Annotated in this window: 20 protein-coding genes and 1 pseudogene; 5 read left to right on the top strand and 16 right to left on the bottom strand. The window is 65.1% G+C overall.

Going from position 1 to position 25570, the window contains the following annotated elements:
- The first annotated feature begins 39 nt into the window (after positions 1-39).
- From ACW7G1_RS02360 to ACW7G1_RS02350, 3 genes are read left to right on the top strand one after another with little or no spacing between them, the layout of a single operon-like run.
- Positions 40-732 (top strand): ABC transporter ATP-binding protein, encoded by a 693-nt coding sequence (locus ACW7G1_RS02360; RefSeq protein WP_456978164.1) that lies wholly within the window; start codon positions 40-42, stop codon positions 730-732.
- A 7-nt stretch (positions 733-739) separates the two neighbouring features.
- Positions 740-1897 (top strand): ABC transporter permease, encoded by a 1158-nt coding sequence (locus ACW7G1_RS02355; protein WP_456978163.1) that lies wholly within the window; start codon positions 740-742, stop codon positions 1895-1897.
- A 54-nt stretch (positions 1898-1951) separates the two neighbouring features.
- Positions 1952-3262 carry an ABC transporter permease gene (locus ACW7G1_RS02350; RefSeq protein ID WP_456978162.1) on the top strand — a complete coding sequence of 437 codons (1311 nt, stop codon included), beginning with the start codon at positions 1952-1954 and terminating at the stop codon, positions 3260-3262.
- 98 nt (positions 3263-3360) lie between these two features.
- Here ACW7G1_RS02350 and ACW7G1_RS02345 read toward each other — a convergent pair whose 3' ends face one another.
- From ACW7G1_RS02345 to ACW7G1_RS02290, 12 genes and pseudogenes are all read right to left on the bottom strand, one after another.
- Complete coding sequence (locus tag ACW7G1_RS02345; protein WP_456978813.1) at positions 3361-5604, bottom strand: carboxy terminal-processing peptidase; 2244 nt, start codon at positions 5602-5604, stop codon at positions 3361-3363.
- A gap of 240 nt (positions 5605-5844) precedes the next feature.
- Positions 5845-6876, bottom strand: a complete 1032-nt coding sequence (lipA, locus tag ACW7G1_RS02340) for a lipoyl synthase (RefSeq protein WP_456978161.1) — start codon at positions 6874-6876, stop codon at positions 5845-5847.
- Complete coding sequence (gene lipB / locus ACW7G1_RS02335; RefSeq protein ID WP_456978160.1) at positions 6873-7622, bottom strand: lipoyl(octanoyl) transferase LipB; 750 nt, start codon at positions 7620-7622, stop codon at positions 6873-6875. The genes lipA and lipB overlap by 4 nt, the downstream gene beginning before the upstream one ends.
- Positions 7610-7888 (bottom strand): DUF493 family protein, encoded by a 279-nt coding sequence (locus ACW7G1_RS02330; RefSeq protein WP_456978159.1) that lies wholly within the window; start codon positions 7886-7888, stop codon positions 7610-7612. The genes lipB and ACW7G1_RS02330 overlap by 13 nt, the downstream gene beginning before the upstream one ends.
- 70 nt (positions 7889-7958) lie before the next feature.
- Positions 7959-9176 (bottom strand): D-alanyl-D-alanine carboxypeptidase family protein, encoded by a 1218-nt coding sequence (locus ACW7G1_RS02325; RefSeq protein WP_456978158.1) that lies wholly within the window; start codon positions 9174-9176, stop codon positions 7959-7961.
- 78 nt (positions 9177-9254) lie between these two features.
- On the bottom strand, positions 9255-10637 hold the full coding sequence (locus ACW7G1_RS02320; RefSeq protein WP_456978157.1) for a septal ring lytic transglycosylase RlpA family protein: 1383 nt from the start codon (positions 10635-10637) through the stop codon (positions 9255-9257).
- Entirely contained in the window at positions 10634-11779 is a 1146-nt protein-coding gene (mltB, locus tag ACW7G1_RS02315; protein ID WP_456978156.1) for a lytic murein transglycosylase B, read from the bottom strand. The genes ACW7G1_RS02320 and mltB overlap by 4 nt, the downstream gene beginning before the upstream one ends.
- Positions 11780-11859: 80 nt before the next feature.
- Positions 11860-12972, bottom strand: coding sequence for a rod shape-determining protein RodA (gene rodA / locus ACW7G1_RS02310; RefSeq protein WP_456978155.1), 1113 nt, complete (start codon positions 12970-12972; stop codon positions 11860-11862).
- Positions 12969-14915: a penicillin-binding protein 2 gene (gene mrdA, locus ACW7G1_RS02305; protein ID WP_456978154.1), complete on the bottom strand. Its 1947-nt coding sequence runs from the start codon at positions 14913-14915 to the stop codon at positions 12969-12971. Before mrdA ends, rodA begins: the two co-directional genes overlap by 4 nt.
- Positions 14916-14918: 3 nt before the next feature.
- A complete protein-coding gene (gene mreD, locus ACW7G1_RS02300; protein WP_456978153.1) occupies positions 14919-15404 on the bottom strand; it encodes a rod shape-determining protein MreD in 486 nt (161 codons plus the stop codon).
- Positions 15405-15418: 14 nt separating this feature from the next.
- A pseudogene (gene mreC / locus ACW7G1_RS02295) lies at positions 15419-16363 on the bottom strand (rod shape-determining protein MreC); the annotation flags it as partial.
- A 37-nt stretch (positions 16364-16400) separates the two neighbouring features.
- Positions 16401-17447 (bottom strand): rod shape-determining protein, encoded by a 1047-nt coding sequence (locus tag ACW7G1_RS02290; protein WP_456978152.1) that lies wholly within the window; start codon positions 17445-17447, stop codon positions 16401-16403.
- A 275-nt stretch (positions 17448-17722) separates the two neighbouring features.
- Between ACW7G1_RS02290 and ACW7G1_RS02285 the strand changes: the two genes are divergently transcribed.
- Entirely contained in the window at positions 17723-18655 is a 933-nt protein-coding gene (locus ACW7G1_RS02285; RefSeq protein WP_456978151.1) for a carbohydrate kinase family protein, read from the top strand.
- Positions 18656-18745: 90 nt separating this feature from the next.
- On the opposite strand, the gene ACW7G1_RS02280 is transcribed toward ACW7G1_RS02285, so the two are convergent.
- The 3 genes from ACW7G1_RS02280 to ubiE all read right to left on the bottom strand — a co-directional run bounded on the left by ACW7G1_RS02280 (position 18746) and on the right by ubiE (position 22420).
- Positions 18746-19468, bottom strand: coding sequence for a hypothetical protein (locus tag ACW7G1_RS02280; RefSeq protein ID WP_456978150.1), 723 nt, complete (start codon positions 19466-19468; stop codon positions 18746-18748).
- 134 nt (positions 19469-19602) lie between these two features.
- Complete coding sequence (locus ACW7G1_RS02275; RefSeq protein WP_456978149.1) at positions 19603-21552, bottom strand: M1 family metallopeptidase; 1950 nt, start codon at positions 21550-21552, stop codon at positions 19603-19605.
- A 73-nt stretch (positions 21553-21625) separates the two neighbouring features.
- Entirely contained in the window at positions 21626-22420 is a 795-nt protein-coding gene (ubiE, locus tag ACW7G1_RS02270; protein ID WP_456978148.1) for a bifunctional demethylmenaquinone methyltransferase/2-methoxy-6-polyprenyl-1,4-benzoquinol methylase UbiE, read from the bottom strand.
- A gap of 165 nt (positions 22421-22585) precedes the next feature.
- Here ubiE and ACW7G1_RS02265 point away from each other — a divergent pair, with 165 nt between their 5' ends.
- Positions 22586-23041 carry a nucleoside deaminase gene (locus tag ACW7G1_RS02265; RefSeq protein ID WP_456978147.1) on the top strand — a complete coding sequence of 152 codons (456 nt, stop codon included), beginning with the start codon at positions 22586-22588 and terminating at the stop codon, positions 23039-23041.
- Positions 23042-23158: 117 nt separating this feature from the next.
- On the opposite strand, the gene ACW7G1_RS02260 is transcribed toward ACW7G1_RS02265, so the two are convergent.
- Entirely contained in the window at positions 23159-25399 is a 2241-nt protein-coding gene (locus ACW7G1_RS02260; protein WP_456978146.1) for a TonB-dependent receptor plug domain-containing protein, read from the bottom strand.
- Positions 25400-25570 lie beyond the last annotated feature (171 nt).

Genomic DNA, 25570 nt, shown 5'->3' with positions numbered 1-25570 from the left:
ATCGGCGACACCCGCCGACAACCCATCGAGGAAAACGCAATGTCACCCCTGGTCAGCATTCGCAACCTCACCAAGACCTACCAGCGTGGTCCCGAGAAGATCCAGGTGCTGCACGGCCTCGACCTGGACATCCCGAAAGGCGATTTCGTCGCCTTGATGGGTCCATCGGGATCGGGCAAGACCACCTTGCTCAACCTGATCGGCGGGCTCGACAACCCCAGTTCGGGCGAGATCGAGATCGAAGGCGAGCGCATCGACCGGATGAGCGCCGGGCAGCTGTCCAACTGGCGCAGCCGCCACGTCGGTTTCGTGTTCCAGTTCTACAACCTGATGCCGATGCTGACCGCGCAGAAGAACGTCGAGCTGCCACTGTTGCTGACCCACCTGGGCAGCGCTCAACGCAAGCGCAACGCCGATATCGCGCTGCAGCTGGTCGGTCTGGCCGATCGCAAGACGCACAAGCCAAACGAGTTGTCCGGCGGCCAGCAGCAGCGCGTGGCGATTGCACGGGCCATTGTCTCCGACCCGACCTTCCTGATCTGCGACGAGCCGACCGGCGACCTGGACCGCCATTCAGCCGAGGAGATCCTGCAGCTGCTGCAGATGCTCAACCGCGAGCACGGCAAGACCATCATCATGGTCACCCACGACCCCAAGGCCGCCGAGTACGCCAGCCACACGATCCACCTGGACAAGGGTGAGCTGGTCGACGCACCGGCGATGGCGCACTGAGGCGGCCATGAAATACCTCTCGCTGATCTGGGCCCAGTTGTTCCGCAGCAAGACCCGCACCTTGTTGACGCTGCTATCGGTGATCGCCGCCTTCATGCTGTTCGGGATGCTCGATTCGGTGCGCGTGGCATTCAACTCCGGCGGCAGCGTGGACGGTGCCAACCGGCTGATCGTTGCCTCGCGCCTGTCGATCACCCAGACCCTGCCGACCCGCCTGCTGCCACAGATCGAGGCGGTCCCGGGCGTGCAGGAGGTGACCTACGCGATGTGGTTCGGCGGCATTTACCAGGACCCGAAAAATTTCTTTCCCAACTTCTCGGTGGCCGACAACTACTTCGATGTCTACAGCGACTTCGAAGTACCGCCGGAGCAGCTGAAGGCGTTCCGAGCCAACCGCACCGGGGCCGCCGTGGGCGAGGCGCTGGCCAACAAGTTTGACTGGAAGCTGGGCGATACCATCCCGCTGCAGGCGACGATCTTTCCGCGCGACGGCAGCAATGACTGGCCATTGCAGGTCAGCGCGATCTACCGCGCCAGGGACCGCGACAACGCGGGGGCCGAAAACCAGTTGATGATGCACTGGAAGTATTTCGACGAGGCCAACGACTACATCAAGAGCCAGGTGAGTTTTTTCACCGTGCAGATCGGCAACCCCGCGCAGGCCTCGCGGATCGCGCAGGCGATCGATGCGCTGTCGGCCAACTCCGACCATGAGACCAAGAGCCAGACCGAGTCCGCGTTCCAGCAGGCGTTCGCGAAACAGTTCGCCGACATCGGCCTGATCGTCAGCGCGATCATGGGCGCGGTGTTCTTCACCTTGTTGCTGCTGACCGGCAACACCATGGCCCAGGCGGTGCGCGAGCGCGTGCCGGAGCTGGCCACGCTGAAAACCCTGGGCTTCACCGATGGCACCGTGCTGACCCTGGTGATGGTGGAGTCGGTGCTGCTGGTGGTATTGGGCGGCTTGATCGGGCTGGGGCTGGCGTCGGCAATCATGCCCGGTCTCGCCGCCGCCAGCGGCGGCATGATCTCGCTGCCGCAGGTACCCGCGCAGACCTGGTTGGTCGGCTTGGGATTGATGGTCGCGATCGGCATCGTCGTCGGCCTGTTGCCGGCATTGCGGGCGAAGCGGCTGAAGATCGTCGACGCGCTCGCGGGACGCTGACATGGCTCGGACCGGCCTGCCCACTCCAATGAACAACGCCTCGGGGATCGGACCATGAACAAGCAATGGCTGTGGAATCTGTTGTCGATCCTGTTGCTGCTGGTCGGGCTGGCCGTGTGGACCATGCTGCCCTGGTACGCCGTGCTCGCGGTAGCGGTGCTGCTGGGGCTGTGGCTGTCGTTCACCCATGCCGGCCGGCTCGCACTGGCGGCGGCGCGGATCGGCATCGCCAGCCTGCCGCAGCGCTGGGGGGCCTCCTCGGTGATCATCATCGGCATCGCCGGCGTGGTCGGCGTGCTGGTCGCGATGCTGGCGATGGGCGAGGGCTTCAAGGCCACTCTGGATGCGACCGGCAGCGACAACACCGCGATCATCCTGCGCGGCGGCTCGCAAGCGGAAACCAACTCGATTATCCTGCGCGAGCAGGTGCCACTGGTCGCCAACCTGCCCGGCATCCAGCAGGGCGCCGACGGCAAGCCGCTGTTGTCGGCGGAACTGTCACAGGTGGTGGCGTTGCCGTCACGCGCCGATGGCAGCGATGCCAACGCGCAGTTCCGCGGAGTCGGCGAAGAGGCCTGGGAGGTGCGCGACGGCATCCGCATCATCGAGGGCCGCAAGTTCGGCGCCGGCCTGCATGAGCTGATGGTCGGCCAGGGCGCGCAGTCGCAGTTCGCCGGCCTGGAGGTCGGCAACACGCTGGATTTCGCCAACCAGGAGTGGACCATCGTCGGCACGTTCGCCTCCGGCGATGCCCACGACTCGGAGCTGTGGGGCGATGCGGAAACCATCGCCGCGGCCTACCGGCGCAACGCGTTCCAGTCGATCACCGTGCGCACCGAAGGCAAGGCCGGTTTCGAGCAGCTCAAGGCCGCAATGGATGCCGACCCACGGCTGAAGCTGGACGTCGAAACCACCCACGATTACTACGCCAAGCAATCCGGACAGCTGACCAAGCTGATCAGCATCCTGGGCACCGCGATCGGCGCGATCATGGCCATTGGCGCGGTCTTCGGCGCCCTCAACACCATGTACGCGGCCGTCGCCGGACGCGCGCGCGAGATCGCGACCATGCGCGCGATCGGCTTCCGCAGCCTGCCGGTGGTGATGGCGGTGATGCTGGAGACCATGCTGCTCGCCCTGCTGGGCGGGGTGTTGGGCGGCCTGATCGCCTGGCTGGTGTTCAACGGCTACACGGTGTCAACGCTGGGCAACAACTTCAGCCAGGTGGTGTTCCAGTTCAAGGTCTCTCCGGAACTGCTGTGGACCGGCTTGAAGTGGGCGCTGGGCATCGGCCTGGTGGGCGGGCTGTTCCCGGCATTGCGGGCGGCGCGGTTGCCGGTGACGGAGGCTCTGCGGGGAGCCTGAAGCAAACGCACTGTCGAAGCCCACTTGACCCAAAACAACACGGGCACCCGACGGCGCCCGTGTTGTCTGGTGACTTGCGCTATCACGTCGGCTCGTTTTCAGTCGGCCCAGCTGCCAACAACGGTCGACTGCGGCAGCACCACGCTGGACAGCTGCGCGTCGTTGCCCAGCAGGTAGATCGCGTCGGCAAGGATCGCCGCGGACTCCTGCAGCAGCGGGTCGGGACGATCTTCGGCCGCCTTCTCGCGCGCGGTGTCCTTGATGATGTCGCGCTCGTTGGCGGTCAGGCCGTCGTCAGCGGAAGCCAGCGCCAGCGGATCCAGCGCCAGGCCCAGCTCCTTGCGGGTGTCCTGGCGTTGCTGTCGTCGCGCCTCGTTGGCATCACGCTCGGTCCGACGCTCCTGCTCGTTCAAGGAGATCGAGGTCTTGTCGGCTTCCTTGCGGAACCTGGCGACATCCTCGTTCCACCACGTGAACTCCAGGCTCTCGACAATCCGTTCGGCATGCAGGGTCTCAAGCTTCGGCAACAAGGGCTGGAAGTTGCCGTAGCTGACGTGCGGCACGCCGGCGATCCGGGTCCAGGGCAACGCGTTGTCGTAGGTGCTCTCGCCGTATTCGCTGGCATCGACCGAGGCGGGGAAGTTGATGTCCGGCACCACGCCCTTGTTCTGGGTCGAGCTGCCATCGGGCAGGAAGAACTGGGCGACGGTCAGCTTGACCTGGCCGAAGCGCTCTTCCTCGGTCGCCGGCCAGCGGTCCAGGTCGACCAGGTTCTGCACGGTGCCCTTGCCGAAGGTGGTCTCACCGATCACCAGGCCGCGGCCGTAGTCCTGGATCGCACCGGCGAAGATCTCCGAGGCCGATGCGGAACCCCGATTGACCAGCACCGCAAACGGGCCATCCCACGCCACGCCGCGATCCTCGTCACCATTGACACTGACCCGACCGCCGGACTCGCGCACCTGCACCACCGGTCCTTGATCGATGAACAAACCGGTCAACTCGATCGCCTCGTTCAATGACCCGCCACCGTTGTTGCGCAGGTCCAGAACCACACCATCCACGCCATCGGCCTCCAGTTCGGCCAGCAGCTTGGCAACGTCGCGCGTGGCGGAGGCATAGTCGTCCTTGTTCAGCCGGCGACCTTCAAAGTCCTGGTAGAAACCGGGCAGCTCGATGACGCCGATCCGCTGGTCCGGGACGTCGCCCTCGCCTTCGATTTCCAACACTTTCGACTTCGCCGCCTGGTCCTCCAGCCGCACCTTGTCGCGGGTGATCAGCACCCGTACCGGCTTGCTGTCCAGCCCGGCCTCGGCCGGGATGATGTCCAGGCGCACCTGGGAGTCCTTGGGCCCACGAATCAGCTCGACCACGTTGTCGATGCGCCAGCCGATCACGTCTTCCATCGGACCCTCTTCGTCCTGGCCGACACCAACCACGCGGTCACCAGGCGCCAGGATGGCGGATTTGTCGGCCGGCCCACCGGGCACGATCTCGCGGATTGCAACGATGTCGTCCTGCTTTTGCAGCACCGCGCCGATGCCTTCCAGCGACAGTGACATCGACAGGTTGAAGTTCTCCGCCGAGCGCGGCGTGAAGTAACTGGTGTGCGGGTCAATCGCACTGGTATAGCTGTTGAGGAAGGTCTGGAACACGTCCTGACCCTCCAACTGGGTGATGTTCTCGGCCAGGTTGCCGTAACGCTTGTCCAGCGTCTCGCGGATCTTGTCGGCCTCCTTTCCTGCCAGCTTCAAGCGCAGCCAGTCGTTGCGAACCGATTGCTTCCACAGTTGATCCAGCTCGGCCGCGTCGGCCGCCCAAGGCGCATCCTCACGGTCGTAATGGAAACGGTCATCGCCGGAGAAATCGAACATGTCCTGCTTCAACAATGCGCGGGCATAGGCGACCCGTTCCATCACGCGCTTGCCATAGAGATCAAAGATCTCGTATGCCGGCTGCATCTGGCCACTCTTGATGGCGTCGTCAAGCTCGGTGCGGTACTGGTCAAAACTGGAAATATCGGCCTGGGTGAAAAACTGCTTGCCGCCGTCGAGCGCTTCCAGGTAGCGCGTGTACATGTCGGCCGACAACGCATCGTCAAGCGGCTGTGGCCGATAGGCGTAACGGCTGTCGGACAACAAGCCGTAGACCAGCTTGGCCGCCGTGGCCTGGTCGGGGGTCACGTTGTCTGGCAGGTCCATGCTCAGGCTGGGTTTTTCCGCGGCGACCTGGGTCACTGGCGGCGCTACCGGCATGGGCGCGACGGATGGGGAAGTGGTGTCGGCATGCCCCAACATCGCCAGGGGCGCGGTCAGCAGCAACGCAAGCAGGGGAGTGTTGATCATGGAATAGGGCTGGGCGGCCAATAGTGAAGGGGGGATAGGCCTGGCGCGGGGCCATGGAACTCAGGTTGCAAATATCTTGGACAAGTCGACAGTGCCTAAAGTTGCTGCCGCTGTCACGACATCGGCCCGGGAAAACCCCGAAACAGGCGCAATCAACCCCTTCAATGATGGTTTTGGTTCAGTTTGATCGCGTTTGGCTGCCCGGCAGGTGCGCCGGGTGGGAACCCGATACCGCCATCAGGCCACACCGGCCTCCGCCGCCGAACGGTCCGCATGGTAGGACGAGCGCACCAGCGGGCCGGAGGCGACGTGACTGAAGCCCAGTTCCATGCCGAATACTTCCAGTTGCTTGAATTCATCCGGCGTCCAGTAGCGCATCACCGGGTGGTGATGGGCGCTGGGCTGCAGGTACTGGCCGATGGTGATCATGTCGACGTCGTGCGCACGCAGATCACGCAAGGTCTCCTGCACCTGCTCCATGGTCTCGCCCAGGCCGAGCATGATCCCGGACTTGGTCGCGACGTCGGGATGTTGTGCCTTGAACTTCTTCAGCAGTGTCAACGACCACTGGTAGTCGGCGCCCGGACGGACGTTGCGATACAGATGCGGCACCGTTTCCAGATTGTGGTTGAACACATCGGGCGGGTGACTGGCCAGGATCTCCAAAGCACGGTCCATCCGGCCCTTGCCGCGGAAGTCCGGGGTCAGGATCTCGATCTTGGTGCGCGGACTGAACTCGCGGATGGCCACGATGCAGTCAACAAAATGGCTGGCGCCACCGTCACGCAGGTCGTCGCGGTCGACCGAAGTCACCACGACGTATTTCAGGCCCATGTCCTTGACCGTCTGCGCCAGGTGCAGCGGCTCGGCCGGGTCCGGGGGCTGGGGGCGGCCGTGGGCGACGTCGCAGAAGCTGCAGCGACGGGTGCAGACCTCGCCCAGGATCATGAAGGTTGCGGTGCCATGGCTGAAGCACTCGTGGATATTGGGGCAGCTGGCTTCCTCGCAGACCGTGATCAAGCGGTTCTCGCGCAACTTCTCCTTGAGCTTGGCGACCGCATTTCCGGACGGAATCCGGACCCTGATCCAGGATGGCTTGCGCAATACCGGCGCGTCGGCAAACTGCACCGGTGAGCGGCCGATCTTGTCGCCGGCCACTTGCTTCACGCCGGGTTGCAGCGGTGTGAGCTGCGGCGGCGCCGGGGCGTCATTGGCAACAACGGCCAGCGGAATGGATTTTGCGGCGCCTGTGCTGGCGGAGTCGGTCATGGCGATACAGTGCTCTTGATGTTGGCCGCCGGCGCCATCTCCACCGGGGGACTGGATGAAGGCGGGAGAAACTCATTCGCGGCGGCTTCGACCGCCAGTCCAAACTGGCTCGCCAGGTGTCCGACCAGCGCCGGCTTGACCGCTTCAAGTCCCGAAGGACCGCCAAAGTCTACCATCGAGGCCACCTGCAACCCCGCGTAACCACAGGGGTTTATGCGCTGGAATGGCGACAGGTCCATGTCGACATTGAGCGCCAGCCCGTGGAAGGTGCAGCCGCGTCGCACCCGGATACCCAGTGCGGCGATCTTGGCGCCGGCCACATAGACCCCGGGCGCGCCTGCGCGGCGAACCGCGGTGATGTTCCAATCGGCCAGGGTGTCGATGACCGACTGCTCGATCCGGCACACGTACTCGCGCACCCCGATCTTCAGCCGGCGCAGGTCCAGCAGCGGATACAACACCAACTGCCCGGGACCGTGGTAGGTCACCTGGCCGCCGCGGTCGACATGGATCACCGGGATGTCGCCCGCGGCCAGCACGTGCTCGGGCTTGCCGGCCTGGCCGAGGGTGAATACCGGCTCATGTTCGACCAGCCACAGCTCATCGGCGGTGTCGCCATCGCGCGCGTCGGTAAAGGCCTGCATCGCGCGCCAGACCGGCTCGTAGGGTTGGCGGCCCGCCAGGTCACGCAGCTTGGCGGCAGGCCGCAGGAGCGGCGGATCCTGCGTGGCAACTACAGCGTCCACTTTACTTCCGGGTGGTCGCGCAGCACCTGATGGGCGAGATCGTATTGCGCGCGGCTGTCCGCCAGAAACACGATCCGCACCGAGACGTACTTGCCGTTGGACGAGTGTTTCCAGTCGATGCGTTCGCTGCGCACTTCGATACCGGCATCGAGCAAGCGTTGCGGCAGTTCCTGCTCCAGTCCGATATCGGCCGCGCCCATGGCGCTGAGCTGGAATTCACCGGGAAACTGGAACCCGTGTTCGGGATTGTCAGAGGTTATGTCCATCGGTCAATTATGGGTACGGCCCGCCGCCAACCCAAGCTGTCAGCGGGAACGCTGTGTCATGAGCGCCTACTCAGACCGATTCCCACCACATCAGCAGCTCGTGCCACAGGCGCTTGAAGAAGCCGCCTTCTTCGATCGCGGCCAGCGCGACCAGCGGCCGCTCGGCAATGACCTTCCCGTCCAGCGTGACCTTCACGCTGCCGATCGCCTGGCCCTTGGCAATCGGCGCGACCAGGGTCTTGGGTACATCCATGGTCGGCTTGAGCTGCTCGTACTTGCCCCGCGGCAAGGTGACCAGCAACGGCTCGGCCACCCCAAGCTGGACCTCGTCGGCGGTGCCCTTCCAGACCTTCTGGGTCGCAATCGAGGTGTCCGCGTCATACAGCTTGTGCGTCTCGTAGAAGCGGAATCCCCAGTTGAGCAGGGCCTGGCTGTCATCGGCGCGCTGCTTTTCCGAGCTTGAGCCAAGCACCACCGAAACCAGCCGCTGGTCACCGCGCTTGGCCGAGGCCATCAGGCAGTAGCCGGCGGCCGAGGTGTGCCCGGTCTTGATGCCATCCACGCTCTTGTCGCGCCACAACAGCACGTTGCGGTTGGGCTGGGTGATCGGACCGACAGTGAATTCCTTGATCTTGTTGTAGGCGTAGGTCTCCGGGAAATTCAACGCCAGCGCCCGGCCCAGCAACGCCAGGTCGCGGGCCGTGGACACGTGGCCTTCGTCGGTCAGACCGGTGGCATTGACGAAACGGGTGTTTTTCATGCCGATGCGCTCGGCGTACTGGTTCATCAGCGCGGCAAACGCATCTTCACTGCCGGCGACATGCTCGGCCAGCGCAATCGCGGCATCGTTGCCCGACTGCACCACCATGCCCTTCTCCATCTCCAGCAGCGGCGCGGACTGGTTGACCTGGAAACCCGAGTAACTGCCATCGGTGCCCGCACCACCCTTGCGCCAGGCGTTCTCGGTCATCCTCACCTGATCGTCGGCCTTGACCTTGCCGCCGGCCATTTCGGCGGCGATCACATAGCTGGTCATGACCTTGGTGATGCTGGCCGGCGGCAACGGGACGTCGATATTTTCTCCCGCCAACACATTGCCGCTGGCCGCGTCCATCACGATCCATGCCTCTCCCACCACCTCGGGCGGCGGCGGCACCGGCAGCGATTCGCTGGCCGGCGCGAGCGCCGCCGGCTTTGGCAGCGCGGGCGTCTGGGCAAAGGCCAGACCGACGGCAAAGGTGGCCAGTGCGGCAAGACTGATCGATCGAAAGACGGTTGGGGACTTCATCGTTGAACTGCTCCGGGTCGACGCGCGGCCGATGTGTATCGGGATATCTTTATCGGGACATCTGGAAGGAAGGGGTAATCATTCGATGACGCGTTGCGGTGCGCCAAAGCCCAGGCCGGCAATGCGGCTGGCCAACGCCGGTGCGGCATCGGCGTGCAGCGGGCCGACGCGCAGGCGCCAGACACGCTGACCATTGGCCTTGGCGTCCTGAAGGCTGGCATCGGCGATACCGGCCCCGCGCAACATTGCCAACGCGCGATCGGCATTGTCACGCCCGGCAAAACTTGCGACCTGCAAGGTCACGCTCTCGTCAGACACGCGCGCATCGGACGCGGTAGCGCCAGCGGCCACGGCATTGGCCACCTCCGCGGCGGCCTGGGCCGGACTGGCAGGGTGGTCGGTCACCGGGCTGGCTGTGGTGGCGGCGCGATCGGGCTTTCCCGGCCGTCCGGTGGCGACGCGTACCCGGCGCTGCTGCATCCAGGTATCGAATTCCTCGGCCGTCATGGTCCTGCCGTCCTGGTTCATGTCGAAACGCCATTGCTGCGCCGTCGAACCAGGCGCCGCGACGGTGCCGGCGGTAGAGGCAGCGGCCACCGCCGGAGCTGTCGCCGGGCTTTCCGCCGCACCGGCAGCGGGGCTCGGTTTACCGGTGGCAATCCTCACCCCCGGTGGCAGCTTGACCGCACCGGCGGCCGCAACCGGCAACGACGCCACCAGCTTGTCCATCGAACTGGCCGGCGCCGCTGGCGTGGCCGCGGCAACGGCGGCTGTGTCATTGGTGGCGGGGGCGTCGCCGGCGTAGGTCGAGCCACCCTCGCCGGGCTGCAGCGCGCGCACTTCCACTCGCCCGGTGCCGGCCTGGGTGATGCCCAGCTTGAGCGCGGCGGCATAGCTCAGGTCGATCACCCGGCCTTCGTGGAACGGTCCGCGGTCATTGACCCGCACCACCACCGTCTTGCCGTTGTCCAGGTTGGTGACCTGGGCAAAGCTGGGCAGCGGCAGGGTCTTGTGGGCAGCGGTGAAGGCGTACATGTCGTACACCTCCATGTTGGAAGTGCGCCGGCCATGGAACTTGTTGCCGTAGTAGGAGGCCTTGCCACGCTCGACATAGCCCTCGCTGTCGTCCATGACGTGGTATTTCTTGCCCAGCACGCTGTAGGTCGACCGGTTGCCGTAACGCGACCGGTCCACGGCCACCACTGTGGGCTCGGGGATCAACGAGACGTCGATATCCACATCGGGTGCGGAATCGGCGATGTGCGGCGCGTAAAGGCCGCCGGCGGTGTAATCGCCGCGCTTGCTCAGGTCCTCCTTGGCAGCAGGGTAGGGAGACTTTCGCTTGCTGCTGGTGCCGCGGTCCTGGTCGGCGGCCGCACCGGGCGCGGTGGCCGGCTTTTCAGGGGCACTGGCGCAGGACGCCAGACCGATGACCAGGATCGCGACCAGCAGCCGCTTCATGCGCCCGGCTGGCCCGTGCCGGCGACCGGGATCTCACGTCCGGCAATGGCCTCCGACAGCTGATAAACGGCCATCGCGTAATGCTTGGAGATGTTGTAGCGGGTGATCGCGTAGAAGTTCTGGAACCCGAACCAGTACTCCCTGCCATCCACGCCATCCAGGTTCAGCAGGGTCGCAGTGTCCGCCCCCGCCCCGGTCACCGGAACCGCCGGCGTGTACCCGCGCGCGGCCAGCTGGTCCAGCGTATAGCGCGGCTCCAGCCCTTCGGGTTCGAAGTCCTGCGCATCGCCGGCACGGATCGCACGCACGGTGATCGGCTCCCCGCGCTGCCAGCCGCCCTTTTCCACGAAGTAATTGGCGACCGATGCAAACACGTCGTCCAGGTCATTGAACAGGTCGATCTTGCCATCGCCGTTGCCATCAACGGCGTAGTCGCGGTAGCTGGACGGCATGAACTGGCCCCAGCCCATCGCCCCGGCATAGCTGCCTTTCTTGGTGGTGATGTCGAAACCCGCCTCCTTGCCCAGCGCGAACAGCTGCGCCAGCTCGTCGCGGAAGAACGCCTCGCGGGTATTCTCACGCTCGATCTTGCCGGGCAGGTTGGTGCGGGGGTAGGCGAATCCCAGCGTGTACAGCGCATCGATCACCGGGTAGCTGCCGGCATTGCCGCCATAGCTGGTTTCCACGCCCAGGATGGCCACGATGATCTCGGGCGGGACGCCGTACTCGGCCTCGACCTTTGCCAGCGCATCACGGTGCTTGGCCAGGAACGCCCGACCCTGGTCGATCCGGCCCTGGGTGATGAAGATCGGCCGATAGCCGCTCCATGGCTTGGCCTCTGCCGGGCGCGTCATCGCGGTGATGATGCTGTCGCGGATCTCCGCCTGGCCCAGCACCGTGGTGATGTAATCGGCATCAACGTCGTACTTGGCCGCTGCGGTGCGCACGAAGACCGGCACCGCCTGTTCGATCGGCTGCGCATTGGACACCACCGGCGTCGATGTCGGTGGCGTCGGCGCCACCGGCTCGGCCATCTGGGGCGGCTCAGATTGAGGAGTCGGCGGCGGCGTCTGCGTGGCGCAGGCCACCAGCACGAGCGGGAGCGCACATAGCAGGGCGCGACTGGCGAGTTGGCGTGTCATCGCGGCGAGATTACCACGCACGCGAAAGTCCCAGAACCGTTGAAGACGTATCACGACGCCATGAGTCAGGTGGGGTTGTCTCAACGCCCGTGCACCGGTCGATGCGCGCGCACTGCCATCACCACGCCCATGCCCGCCAGCAAGGACACCGCCGAGGTGCCGCCGTAACTCAGCAGCGGCATCGGCACCCCCACCACCGGCATCAACCCGGCCACCATGCCGCCGTTGACCACCACATAGACGCAGAATGCCAGGCCAAGCGATCCGGCCAGCAGTCGCGAATACCCATCGCGCGCCTGGGCGGCAATCCACAGGCAGCGCCCCACCACGAACATGTACAACGTCAACGTCACTGCCACGCCGATCCAGCCGAATTCCTCGCTGAGCACGGCGAAAATGAAGTCGGTGGTGTGCTCGGGAATATAGTTGAGGTGGGCCTGGGTACCCTCACCCCAGCCCTTTCCGGTGAAGCCACCGCCGCCGATCGCGATCTTGCTCTGGATGATGTTCCAGCCGGCGCCCAGCGGGTCGCTCTCGGGATCGAGAAACACCAGGATGCGGTCTTTCTGGTAAGGCTTGAGCAACCAGAACCACGCCGCCGGCGCGCTGGCGGCAACCGCACCAAAGCCGGCACCGAACCACCACCACGACAGTCCTGCCAGGTACAGCACGAACGCACCGCTGATGCCCACCAGCATGGCGGTGCCGAAGTCCGGCTGCAGCAGTATCAGTCCGGTCGGCACGATGATGATCGCGGCCGCGACCAGCACCACGGAGAACCGCGGCGGCAGCGGCTGACGGTTGAGATACCACGCCACCATCATCGGCAATGCCAGCTTCAGCAGCTCGGCGGGCTGGAAGTAGAACAGCCCCAGGTTGATCCAGTGAGCCCCGTGGCGGCCCTGACCGATAAACAGCACCACTAGCAGCGGCACCAATGCGATGCCATAGGCCAACGGGGTCCAGTTGCGCAGCTGGATGGGCGGCAACCGGGAAAGCAGCCACAGCGCACCCAGCCCCACCGCAAACCGTGAACCCTGCGCCACCACCAGAGCAGTCGACTGGCCACCGGCGCTGTAGAGCACCGCCAGACCAATCGCCATCAGCGCCAGCAACGCCCCCAGCAATAGCCAGTCGAGCGTGCGCACGCCGCGCCGCAGCAGGTCGAACAACCAGCGCAGGATCACGCTCATGGCGTAGCTGGCTCCTCGGCGGTGGCGGTCGCTGATGGATCCAGCGGCGCATCGGTTGCCGGCTCGGTCGCGCTGTCGTCCAGCGGCGCCAGGCCATCCGGCATCTTGCCCAACAACCAGGCATCAAAGCCGGCACGCGCGATCGGCGCAGCGGCGCTGCCACCGTAGCCGCCGTGCTCGACCACCACCGCGATCGCGATCGTCGGCTCTTCCGCCGGTGCGTATCCAATGAACAACGCGGTATGACGCAGGTGGTAAGGCAGCGAGTGCGGATCACGGCTGATGTTGCCCTTGCGGCTGGAGCGCTGGGCGGTGCCGGTCTTGCCGGCGATGGTGTACGGCGCGCCGCGGCCGGTCGCGCGGGCCGTGCCGCGGGGTCCGTTGACGGTGGCCACCATCCCTTCCTGTACCGCACGCAGATGCCCGGGGTTGTCGGTGATCGGTGAGCTGGGTGTCTCCGCCAGCGGCTGCCAGGGGGCGCCGTAGCGGTCGCGCCGGGCCTGCAGCAGTCGCAGCTCGTGCAGGTCGCCGCCGTTCGCAATCGCCGCGGTGGCACGCACCAGTTGCAGCGCACTGGCAATCCAGTAGCCCTGGCCGATGCCGGAGATCACCGTCTCGCCGGGGTACCACGGCTCGGTACTGATTGATCGCTTGTAATCGCGCGACGGCACCACCCCGTCGGTCTCTCCCGCCAGGTCGATACCGGTCTTCTCGCCGAACCCGTAGCGATGCATGTATTGGGCGAACATATCGATGCCCATGTCCAGGGCAAGCTTGTAGTAGTAGGTGTTGACCGATTGCGAGATCGAATCGCGCAGATCGACCCAACCGTGGCCGCCGCGGTGCGAATCGCGATAACCACGGCTCTGTCCCGGAATGTGGAACTCGCCGCTGGAAAAGGTCTTGTCGTCGGGGGTGCGAAGACCGCTGTCGACCCCGGCCAGCGCCACCATCGGCTTGACCGTCGATCCCGGCGGGCCACCACCCAGCACGTTGCGGTTGAACAGTGGCCGCGACGGATTGTTGATCAGCCCGTTGTAGTCGGTATGGGAGATGCCGTTGACGAACAGATTGCTGTCGTACGACGGCAGGCTGACCATTGCCAGCACCTGGCCGGTCCTGGGATCGATCGCCACCGCCGAGCCGTCGGCATCGCCAAATGCCGCCACGATGGCCCGTTGCAGGTCCACGTCGATCGACAGCTGCAAGTCCGCCCCCGGGGTCGCCGCCACCCGCCCGACCACCCGCATCGGTCGACCATCGACATTGGTCTCGACCTTCTCGTACCCCACCTTGCCGCGCAACGCCTGCTCGTAGAAACGCTCCACCCCGGTCTTGCCGGTATGGCTGAACAACATGCCCGCCTCGCCCATGGTCTGCCGGTCCTCGACATCGACCCGGCCGACATAACCGATCACGTGGGCCAGCAACTCGCCGTACAGGTAACGGCGATTGAGGTATGACACCACCTCGATTCCCGGATAACGCCAGCGGTCGACCGCGAACCGGGCGACCTCTTCCGGCGTGACGCGCAGTTTCAGGGGGATCGCCTTGAACCCACGGGTCACCTTGCGCGCCTGCAGGAACTCCTCGATGTCCTGCGGCGACAGCTCGACGATGCCCGCCAGCTCCGGTAGCCACTTGTCGGGGTCGCCGGCCTCGCCGGGAGTGACCTCCAGGCGGAATGCCGGCACGTTGTCGGCCAGGATCCGGCCGTCGCGGTCGTAGATCAGGCCACGCCCGGGCACCACCGGCTGCAGCTTGATCCGGTTCTGCTCCGAGCGTGTCGCGTAGTCTTCGTACTGCCAGACCTGCAGGCTGAAATACCCCAGTGCCAACCCGCCCAGCGCCAGCACCACGCCGGCGAACGCAACCCCGGCACGCCGGCGGAACTGCCCGGATTCCGCCGCCGGATTCTTGACCACCTTGCGCAAACGGCGCATGCCCTAGCTCCTGCGCCAGCTGCCCAAGCGCAGCGCGTCCAGCAGCAGGAACACCGGGCCCCACAACAACATCCCGGTCAACGAGGCGAGCCAGAACATCATCGGCAATGGCTGGATGCCGAGCGCTACGTGGATGCCGGCGGCAACCACGCGGTCGTTCAGCAACAACCCGCCGATCGCCAACGCCTGCTGCCACAACGGGAAGAACCGTATCCGGGCGCGGAAGCGTTGCAGGATGAACGCAATCACCACCAGACGCAGGGCGTGCTCGCCCAGCAGGCTGCCAAAACTGATATCGGCCAGCAGCCCTACGACAAAGGCAAAGCCCAGCCCCAGCCGCTCGGGGTCTTCGATGACCCAGTAAGCGACCACCAGCGCCAGCCAGAAGGGTCGTAGCGGCAGCAGCGAAGGCGGCAACGGAAGCAGGCCCGCCAGCAAGCCGGCCACCACGCTGAGCGGCAGCAACCAGGCCGGACGCGAGCGCCTCACGGCAGCACCTGCGCAGGTGTTTCAGACGGCTCGGGTGCGTCGGCCGCGTCCGTCGCGTCGGTCGAATCGCCGTTGCCAGTCACCGGGATGTCAGTCGTCGGGATGTCAGTCACCGGTGCCGGTACCAGGCGCAACAGCAGCACGTCGCGCCCGCGGTCAAGTTGGGCCGCCGGTCGTATCTCACCCAACAGGAATGCACGGCTGTGATCCGGGTGCAGCGACAGGATGGTCCCCACCGGGAAGCCCGGAGGAAACCGTCCGCCCAGCCCGGAGGTCACCAACTGGTCACCGACCCGGATATCGCTGGACAGGGGAATGCTCGGTACCCGCAGCAGGTCGCTGCGGCCATCGCCGTAGGCCACCAGCCGCACACCGTTGCGCGCCACCGCCACCGGCACCGCATGGGACGGATCGGTCAGCAGCAACACGGTCGAATGGATCGGCGTGACGGCGATGACCTGCCCCACCAGGCCGCCGGCATCGATCACGCTCTGGCCAACGTGGATGCCGTCGTTGCTGCCGGCATCGAGTACCAGCCGCTGCCGGGTCGGATCCAGGTCGACGTCCAGGATCGGCGCCAGCTGCACATCCAGGCTCCCACTATCGGCCGCATCCAGCAGGCCACGCAGGCGATGGTTGTCGGATGCGAGCGTCTGCAGACGCGCGATGCGGGCGCTGTTGACCAGCAGTTGATTGCGCAGACGCTGATTCTCCGTGCCCAACTGGGCCAGCGTGCCGGCGTCATCGTAGAGCTTCCTGACCATCCGTCCCGGCCAGCCGGCCACGGCCCACAAGGGCTGCGCCAACGCCGACGCCTGGTAGCGCGCCTGGTGCAGCCAGCCGCCACGGTGGTCCAGCACGATCAACGCCACCGCCAGGGTCAGATACGCCAGCAACCACAGCGTGCCGGCGACTTCACCAGGACGGTTGGGGGTGGTGGGGCTGGCGTAGGAAGGCACTGATGCTTAATCGGGAACCGTCTTGCTCGTGAAGGGGTCAGTCGGGTGCGAAGAACTCGTTGCCGTGCATGTCGACCAACTCCAGGGCCCGTCCACCACCGCGGGCGACACAGGTCAGTGGATCATCGGCGACCTGCACGTGCAGGCCGGTTTCCTCGCTGACCATGCGGTCGAAGCCGGCCAGCAACGCGCCACCGCCGGTCAGCACGATGCCGCGTTCGGCGACATCCGCGCCCAACTCCGGCGGGGTCTGCTCCAGCGCCAGCTTGATCGCGGTGACGATGCCGGCCAGCGGCTCGCGCAGCGCATCGAGCACCTCGTTGGAGGTGATGGTGATCATCTTCGGCACGCCCTCGGCCAGGTTGCGGCCGGTGATCTCCATGCTGGCGTTCTCTTCCTGCGGGTACGCGCAACCCAGGGTTTCCTTGACCCGCTCGGCGGTCGCCTCACCGATCAAGGTGCCGTAGGTGCGGCGCACGTAGGCGATGATCGACTCGTCGAAACGGTCACCACCAATGCGCACCGACGCCGCGTAGACGACGCCGTTGAGTGCGATCACCGCGACCTCGGTGGTACCGCCGCCGATGTCCACCACCATCGAGCCGCGCGCCTCGGTCACCGGCATGCCGGCGCCGATCGCCGCCGCCATCGGCTCTTCGATCAGGTACACCTCGCGTGCACCGGCCTCCTCGGCCGATTCCTTGATCGCGCGGCGCTCGACCTGGGTCGAGCCGCACGGCACGCACACCAGCACCCGCGGGCTGGGCCGCAGGAAGCGCGACTTGTGCACCTTGCGGATGAAATGCTTGAGCATTTCCTCGGTATAGGTGAAGTCGGCGATGACGCCGTCCTTCATCGGCCGGATTGTGGTGATGTGCCCGGGCGTCCGGCCCAGCATCATCTTGGCCTCGGTACCCACGGCCACCACGGTGCGGTTACCGCCAACAATCCGGTCCTGGCGCACCGCGACCACCGATGGTTCGTTGAGGACGATGCCCTGCCCACGTACGTAGATCAGGGTGTTGGCCGTGCCCAGATCGATGGACAGGTCGTTGGAGAACATGCCGCGAAACTTCTTGAACATCGTCGATTGGGCCGTGAAATGGGGTGCCGGGGCGGTCGGCTAGCGTAGCAACCGCCCCCTTGCCGGGCAAGGAGAAATGGCGCTCTCCGGCGCTTTGTACCTGTTTTGGTCATTCCGCCCGAAGCCACCCCGGCCACCGCCGATGGCTCGTTTGACTGGTCGACGGCCGTAGCAGCCGCTACGCTATCGGGCGGCGTGGCCTCCGTCGGGCCCGCCAACCCCCATTTTCATCCTGCCTGGCCACGACGGCCGGCAATTGCGGAGTGTGATTATCGATGTCTGCCCTGATCTGCGGCTCGCTGGCCTACGACACCATCATGGTGTTCCCCGATCAGTTCAAGAACCACATCCTGCCGGACAAGGTGCACATCCTGAACGTCTCGTTCCTGGTGCCGCGGATGCGCCGCGAGTTCGGTGGTTGCGCCGGCAACATCGCCTACAACCTCAAGCTGCTCGGTGGCGACCCGATCCCGATGGCCACCGTCGGCCAGGATTTCGGGCCCTATCGCGGCTGGTTCGAGCAGCAGCAGATCCGGCTTGACCAGGTCAAGGTGATCGACGAGCTGTTCACCCCGCAGGCGTTCATCACCACCGATCTGGACAACAACCAGATCACCGCATTCCACCCCGGCGCGATGATGCGCTCGCACGAGAACCACGTGCGCGACGTGGCCGGCGTGACCATCGGCATCGTCAGTCCCGATGGCTACGACGGCATGATCCAGAACGCGCGGGAATTCGCCGAGGGCGGCATTCCCTTCATCTTCGATCCCGGCCAGGCGATGCCGCTGTTCAATGGCGAGGAGTTGCGCAACTTCATCGAGCTGGCCGACTACGTCACCGTCAACGACTACGAATCCAACCTGCTGCAGGAGCGCACCGGATGGAGCGAGCAGCAGATCGCCGGCAAGGTGAAGGCCTACATCGCCACCCGTGGGCCGAAGGGCGCGGTGATCCACGCCGACGGCGCCAGCATGGATATCCCACCCGCGCATGAGCGCCGCATCACCGACCCGACCGGCTGTGGCGACGCGTTCCGCGCCGGGCTGATCTTCGGTATCGAGAAGGGTTATGACTGGGAGACCATCGGCCGGGTCGGCAACCTGATGGGCGCACTCAAGGTCGAGCACCCCGGCACCCAGAACCAGCGCTTCGACGCGGCCGGATTCGCCGGGCAGTTCCGCCAGCAATTTGGCTACGCGTTCTGATCGATTACGTTCTGATCGATTACGTTCTGATCGATTACGTTCTGATCGAGCACGCTCTGATCGAGCACGTTCTGATCGAGCGCGTGCCGGTCAGTTCCAGTCCGGCAGCCGGGCCGGATCCAGGCCGCCGACTTCGAACACGGCAGTCCGCGTCCCGCCGGCCTTGACCGGGAACTCGATCGAGATCACTTCGGCGGTTTTCGCCAGCTTCCACAGTGCGGCCTCGTCCTCGATGAACATCGCAATCGCGTCATCGGTGTCGGGCCGGCTGGCGGCCATGCGTCGCGGTTCGTCATCATCGACCGTGACCGTGACCCGGCAACCCCCGTAGCAATCGAAATCACCCGCCTCCAGCACCATATAGCTGCTGTCGCCCCACTCGGGGTGATCGCGGAAGATCAGTCGCACCGGCCGTGCCGTCGCCCCATCGGTCTCGACGTTGTCCTTGGCATAGATCGCCGCTGACAGTTGCTGCTTGGCGCCGACCAGTTGGCTCTGGTATGCCCACAGCGCCTCGGTGCGTCGTGCCTCGCGTGCCGCATGCGCCTTCTCCGCCGCCTCGGCATGCTGGGCCTTGATCCGCGCCGCCGCCGCGCTATCGGGATACTCGGCAAACAGCACGTCGCCATGGGCCTTGGCCAGATCCCAATTGCCGGCGACGAACTGCTCGTCGAACTGCGCCGCCATGGCTTCGGCCTGCTGCTCTGCCGCGGCGGCTTGCTGGGCGCGCACGGCTTCCGGATCAGGCGCGGGCTGGCACGCCGACAGCGCGATGGTCGCTGCCAGCAACAACGCCGATGTGATCTTGCTCATTGCGCGACTCCTTGGTGTTCATTGGGACCAGATTGCCGTAAGCCGCCGCCACCTGGCCAGTGGTCCGGACGGCCCAGACAACACGACCGCCTCGGAGGCGGTCGTGTTGTTCTTGATGGACTATGCCGCGCGCATCAATCGACCGGCGTCTCCACCGTGTCATCGCCCTTGGCTTCGGCAATCACCGCATCCACCGAGCCGGTGGTGATCGGGTGGTAGCCCGGCCGCGCCTCGGCCAGAATCTGTTCGGCCATCGCCAGGCCTTCGGGCGTTTTCACCAGCGCCGCGTAGGTCGGCATGATCAGCTTGCGGCGGCCGACCCGGGCCAGGAACTCGGCAATCGCCTCATTGGCTTCCGGATAGCCGCTACGCACGGTCAACGGATACCAGCGCATCGCGATCTCGCCGTTGGCGGTGCCGGTGAACTCGTAGGCCTCGTCCAGCGCCACCAGTTGCTCGTGGTCCAGCGTTTCCGGCAGGCCCTCGATGAAGTGCAGCCATTCCTGGGTGCTCCACTTTGCGGTCGCGTCGGTGGCCGGCAGCTCGCCGCTGTCCAGCCAGGCCTTGCGTGCCTCGTCCACGGCGTCGAACTGCGGTGACTCGGTCACCGGCGCCGACTCGGGAATGCCCTGACCGTAGATCCACTCGTCCAGCTCGGCCTCGGTGACCTTGCCGGGGTGCTTGGCCAGCAGGTTGTCCTTGGCGTACTGGATGAAGGTGGTGGTCGGGATCGACTGGAACGCGAAGTGGTCGAAGTACCCGCGCAGGAACGGATCGAAATCCTCGCGGCCGAAGCGGTGCTCCAGGAACATCATGAACCACGCGCCCTTGTCGTACGCCACGGCGGTCAGCGTATCGCCGGCCTTGACGTGCACGTCGGGACGGATCGCCAGCGACTGCGCCTGCGGTTCCATGTCGCCGATGGTCTTGCGCAACTCGTTCTGCGCGATCGCCGCTTCCATGTTGGCGAAGTCCTTGCCGTACAACGACTCGATGATGCGGTTCTCGACGTAACTGGTGATGCCCTCGTTCATCCACTGGTCTTTCGGGCTGGAGAAGGTGACCAGGTTGCCCGCCCAGCTGTGGGCCAGCTCATGCGCGATCAGCGACACCAGCGACTTGTCGCCGACGATCACGGTCGGGGTGGCGAAGGTCAGGCGCGGGTTCTCCATGCCGCCATACGGGAATGACGGCGGCAGCACGAGGATGTCGTAGCGGCCCCAGCGGTACGGGCCATACAGCGCCTCGGTCGCCTCGATCATCTTCTCGGTATCGGCGAACTCGGCCGTGGCCTTGTCCACCATCGCCGGCTCGGCCCACACGCCGCTGCGCTCGGAGATCGGCTTGAACACCAAGTCACCGGCGGCGATGGCCAGCAGGTAGGACGGGATCGCCTGCGGCATCGCGAACGTGTAGTCGCCGTCACGCTCGGCCTCGGGGTCGTTGTCGGCGCTCATCAGCACCATCACGTCCTCCGGGCTGGTCACGTGCGCGGTATAGGTGAAGCGCACCCGCGGCGTGTCCTGCAGCGGCACCCAGGAGCGTGCGTGGATCTGCTGCGACTGGCTGAACATAAACGGCTGCTCGCCGCCCTCGGTCATCGCCGGGGTCAGCCACTGCAGGCCCGAAGCCTGCGGCGCGGTGTGATAGGTGACGCGGATGCGCTCGCTGCGATCCGGGGCCTGGATGGTCAACTTGCTGCCCAGGCGCTTGTCGGCGTCGGCCAGCTCGAACTTCAGGTCGACCCATTTGTCGTCACTGCGCTCGCCGACCACTTTCTCGATGGTCAGGTCGCGGGTATCGAGCACCAGCTCGGTCGCGTCCGGATCCACCCAGTCCAACTGGTAGGTCGCGCTGCCGCTGATCTGCTTGTCGTTGAAGTCGACATCCAGGGCCAGCGCCAAGTCCTTGATCCGGACCTTGTCAGGCTCGGCATAGGACAGCGAGTCGTACTCGGCACCCGGCGCGGTCACCGCGTCGGCATCGGGTTGGGCGGCGGTATCGGCGCCCGGCGCGGCGTCGCGCGAGCAACCAGCCATTACCACGGCGGCAGCAAAACACAGGGTCAGGATCGAGGAACGCATTGGCGGGCCCACGGTTACAAATAAGTCCCCGAGTGTAGCGTCGACCGATAGCCGGTGCGAAGTGCCGGTTTGGCTAGACCTTGTAGCCGGTATGCACCGCGACGATGCCCGCCGACAGGTTGCGGTAGTCGCATCGCGCAAAACCGGCTGCGGCCATCATCGCCTTCAACTCGTCCTGCGGCGGGTGCTTGCGGATGCTCTCGGCCAGGTACCGGTAACTGTCCGCATCGTTGGCAAACAACTTGCCCAGCCGCGGCAATACCTTGAACGAGTGGAAGTCGTAGATCGGCTTGAACCAGTCGAACTTCACTTCAGAGAACTCCAGCACCCGCGCCTGCCCGCCGACCTTCAGCACCCGGTGCATCTCGGCCAGCGCCGCATCCTTGTTGGTGACGTTGCGCAGGCCGAACGCGATCGTGACCAGATCGAAACTGGCATCGGGAAACGGCAGCTTCTCGGCGTTCATCTGCACGTATTCGAAACCGGCGACCTTGCCCTTGTCGGTCATGCGGTCGCGGCCGACGCGCAGCATCTCGCCGTTGATGTCGCCCAGCACGATCGAACCGGCATCGCCGACGCGATCCTTCAACAGCAACGCGATATCGCCGGTGCCGCCGGCCAGGTCAAGCACCCGGTCGCCACGGCGAACCTGCGCGGTGGCAACGAAGTAGCGCTTCCAGACCCGGTGGATACCCATCGACATCAGGTCGTTCATCAGGTCGTAGTTGCCGGCGACCGAGGAAAACACCTCCCCGACCAGCTTCTGCTTGTCCCCGGTGGGGACGTCGCGGAAACCAAAGTGGGTGGTGCCGGGAGCGCTGTCTGGCGGCGTTGCGGAGCCTGGGTCGTGCCGGGTCGGATCGTTCATGCGCCGATTATCGCACCGCCCACCGGCAGTGTCGCCGGCCACCCAATACCGGCGCCACGACGCCCTCACCCCTGCACGGACGCGCACTCACTTCAGCCGACCGTCCTCGACATCCGGCGCCACCACGACGACGATCAGCCCACCCACTCCTTACGGCCCCTCAGAATGATCGCCACTGCCGACTACCACGCCCTGCTCGCCACCGCCGTCGCCGAAGCCCGCCAGGGACTGGCCGAAGGCGGCATCCCGATCGGCGCCGCGCTGTACCACGCCGACGGCCGCCTGCTCGGCTGCGGCCACAACCGCCGCGTCCAGGAAAACGACCCCTCGATCCACGGCGAGACCGACGCCTTCCGCAAGGCCGGCCGCCAACGCAGCTACCGCGACACCATCATGGTCACCACCCTCGCCCCGTGCTGGTACTGCAGCGGCCTGGTGCGGCAGTTCAACATCGGCACCGTGGTGGTCGGCGAGTCGGAGACGTTCAGCGGCGGCATCGACTGGCTGCGCGAAGCCGGCGTCAAGGTCATCGACCTCGCGGACCGGGAATGCATCGAGATGATGCAGGGGTATATCGCGGAGAATCCGGAAGTGTGGAACGAAGATATTGGGGAGGAGTGATTAGCTCGGTGACCGCTCCCGGCATGAGCGGACACTCAAAACTGCACCCTACTGGCGTTCCTCGAAAACGCGTCGCGTAGAGACGTTATCAACGTGAGCGAAAGGTGACAATGATATTCAGAGCTTCAGTTCCAGTTGGGCGCGAACGATCACTGGCGTCTGTCGGCGCCGCTCAATCTGTTGTGTGCCTACCTCGTAGTAGAAGTGTTTCGTGCCGGTGACGACGTCCTGCTCGAGAATGTTGCTCACGCTCAGGCGCAGCTTGGTCTTGTCGGACATCGTCCACAGCGAATAGGCATCGAACTCGCGTCGGGCCGATTCGCTATCGATCTGGGACAGGCTCGTGCGTACGGAGCCGCCGCTACGGTAGGTATAGCTCGCACCCACCGTCCAGACCGGACTGACCTCGTAGTCCGTGCCCAAGGTGGAGCTAAGCTTGGGTTGCTGGTCCAGGCGGTTGTCTGGACCGGGCACGCCGTCTACTTCCGACCAGTTGCGCGTCACATTGAAGTGGACGTCCATCGCCGGCGCGCCGCTAAACAGCTTGTTCAGGCTGAATTTGGTGTCCATCTCCAGGCCCCACGCAGTGGCATCGTCGCCGTTGAATGGCGATGAAACCCAGCGACCATTGATCAGGCCGGTTTCGCTGCGGATGACGCCTTCGATCTCACGCAGATAGGCGCCCATGCTTAGCTGTGCGCCGTTGCTCCAGTACTTCTCGTACGCCAAGTCTAGGCCGGTAGCCAATTCCGGCCGCAGGTCGGGGTTGCCCTGCCGGTCGGGATTGAGAGCGCGGTTGTTGGTGGAGGTATACGGACGCGGGATTAGCAGCCGCAAGGTTGGTGACTTGTAGGTGCGGCTCACACCCAGACGGATCTGATCGTTGTTGCTGCCCGGTAATTTCCACAACGACTGCAGCACCGGCGAGAGTATGGTAGCGCGGTTGTGAATCCGGTCGAACTCGTTTCCGCCACTGATGGTTTCGATGCGTTCCCCGCGCAAACCCAAGTACATCGACCAGTGCGGGGTCAGGGTCCAGTCGTCCTGCCCATAGAAGGCCAGGTGTCGGACTTGCGCGTCGTAGGACAGGTCGCTGAAGTACTCCGACTCGCCGCCGACCGGAAGAAGACGCTGCACGCGGCTCTCTCGGCGGCGGTCGACGCTGCCTTCCCAGCCCAGTTCGAGGCGATGGTCGCCCAGTGTCGCAAACGAGTATTTGCCGGTGGAGTTGGCACCGTGGACGTGCAGTTGGCCGTCGGTATGATCCTCGAGATTCTGGGTGCCGTTGACGGCGTAGCCCTGTTCGCGGAACTCGGACTCCTCCCGATTGCCACCCAAGCTCAGTTTGGTGGTGAAGCTGCCGCCGTTCTCGAAATCGTAGGTCCAACTGATGTCGCCGCGCAGCTGCACAACGTTGATGCTGGTGAACTGGTTGTAGCGCACATGCTTGAGTTCTGGGCCGTGCAGGGTGTGCCAGTCGACATCGACGTACTTGTTGTAATTGCTGGCATCGAAATAACCCTGAATTGAGAAGTTGGCGCCGTTCTCCAGCTCCAGGTTGAGGCTGGGCGCAACGGACAAGACATCGCGGAAGCCTTCCGCGCGCACTGCCGTGGTACGCAGCAAGTTGTCCACGCCCATGGCGTCCTGGCCCGTTTCGGTGCCGCTTTCCTCGACCAGGAATTCACGCCGGGTAGCCGTGGCGTTAAGCGTATAGCTTCGGTAGTCGTCCTGCCGCGACTGGTGCCAGCTCAGATTCGGAAGCCACTTACCGTTCGAGCTGCCCAAGCCCAATTTGAGTTGGCTACTGTCCTTGCGTGCGCCCTGGGTCAACACGATATTGATGGTGCCGGCAATGCCCTCGGCGCGTAGGTCGGCCGTCACCGAACGGATGATCTCGATACGCTCGATCATTTCTGGCGACAATGATTCGATGTCGAAGCCCGCGGGCGGCTTTAGCCCGTTGACCAGAATTTGCGTGTAGCCGTTGCCCAAGCCGCGTAGCGAGATGCCGCCTGACGAGCCGATGGTAATTCCCGGCAGGCGCTTGAGTGCGTCGGTCAGCGTGATGTCGCCGTGCCTAAGCAGCTCTTGCTGGTCCACCACGATCCTGGCCGCGGTGTCGTCGCGCCGCGGGTCATAGCCGGCCCCGGTTACGGTCAGGGTGGACAGGTCGGTGACCGATACGTTGTTTTCCCCGTCGGGCGTTGCGGCGGTGGTGGATGCAATGGTCTCGGTGGGAGCGGGCGCGACAGCGGGTTTCGTGGCGGCTGAGGACCGCGTGTCGTCGATCGTCTGGGAGGCTAACGACGCATGGGACGGGGCTGCCATCGGCAGCAATATAGCGAGGAGGCCCATGTGCAAACGCAGTCGACCATGGTGGACGTTCCACCTGTTGTCTAGAAATAGCATTCGAAGTGTTCTCGTCGGGTGTTTGGTCCTGCGGGCAGGCAAAGCTCAGCCGCTGCCCTCATGAATCGGCAGAGCAGGGTTGTAGCAATGGTGTGGCGGCCGTGCGAGCCCGCCGCG

The sequence above is a fragment of the Lysobacter sp. A378 genome (assembly GCF_054052125.1).
The sequence above is the reverse complement of the archived record's forward strand: the minus strand, read 5'-3'. Positions and strand labels throughout refer to the sequence as shown.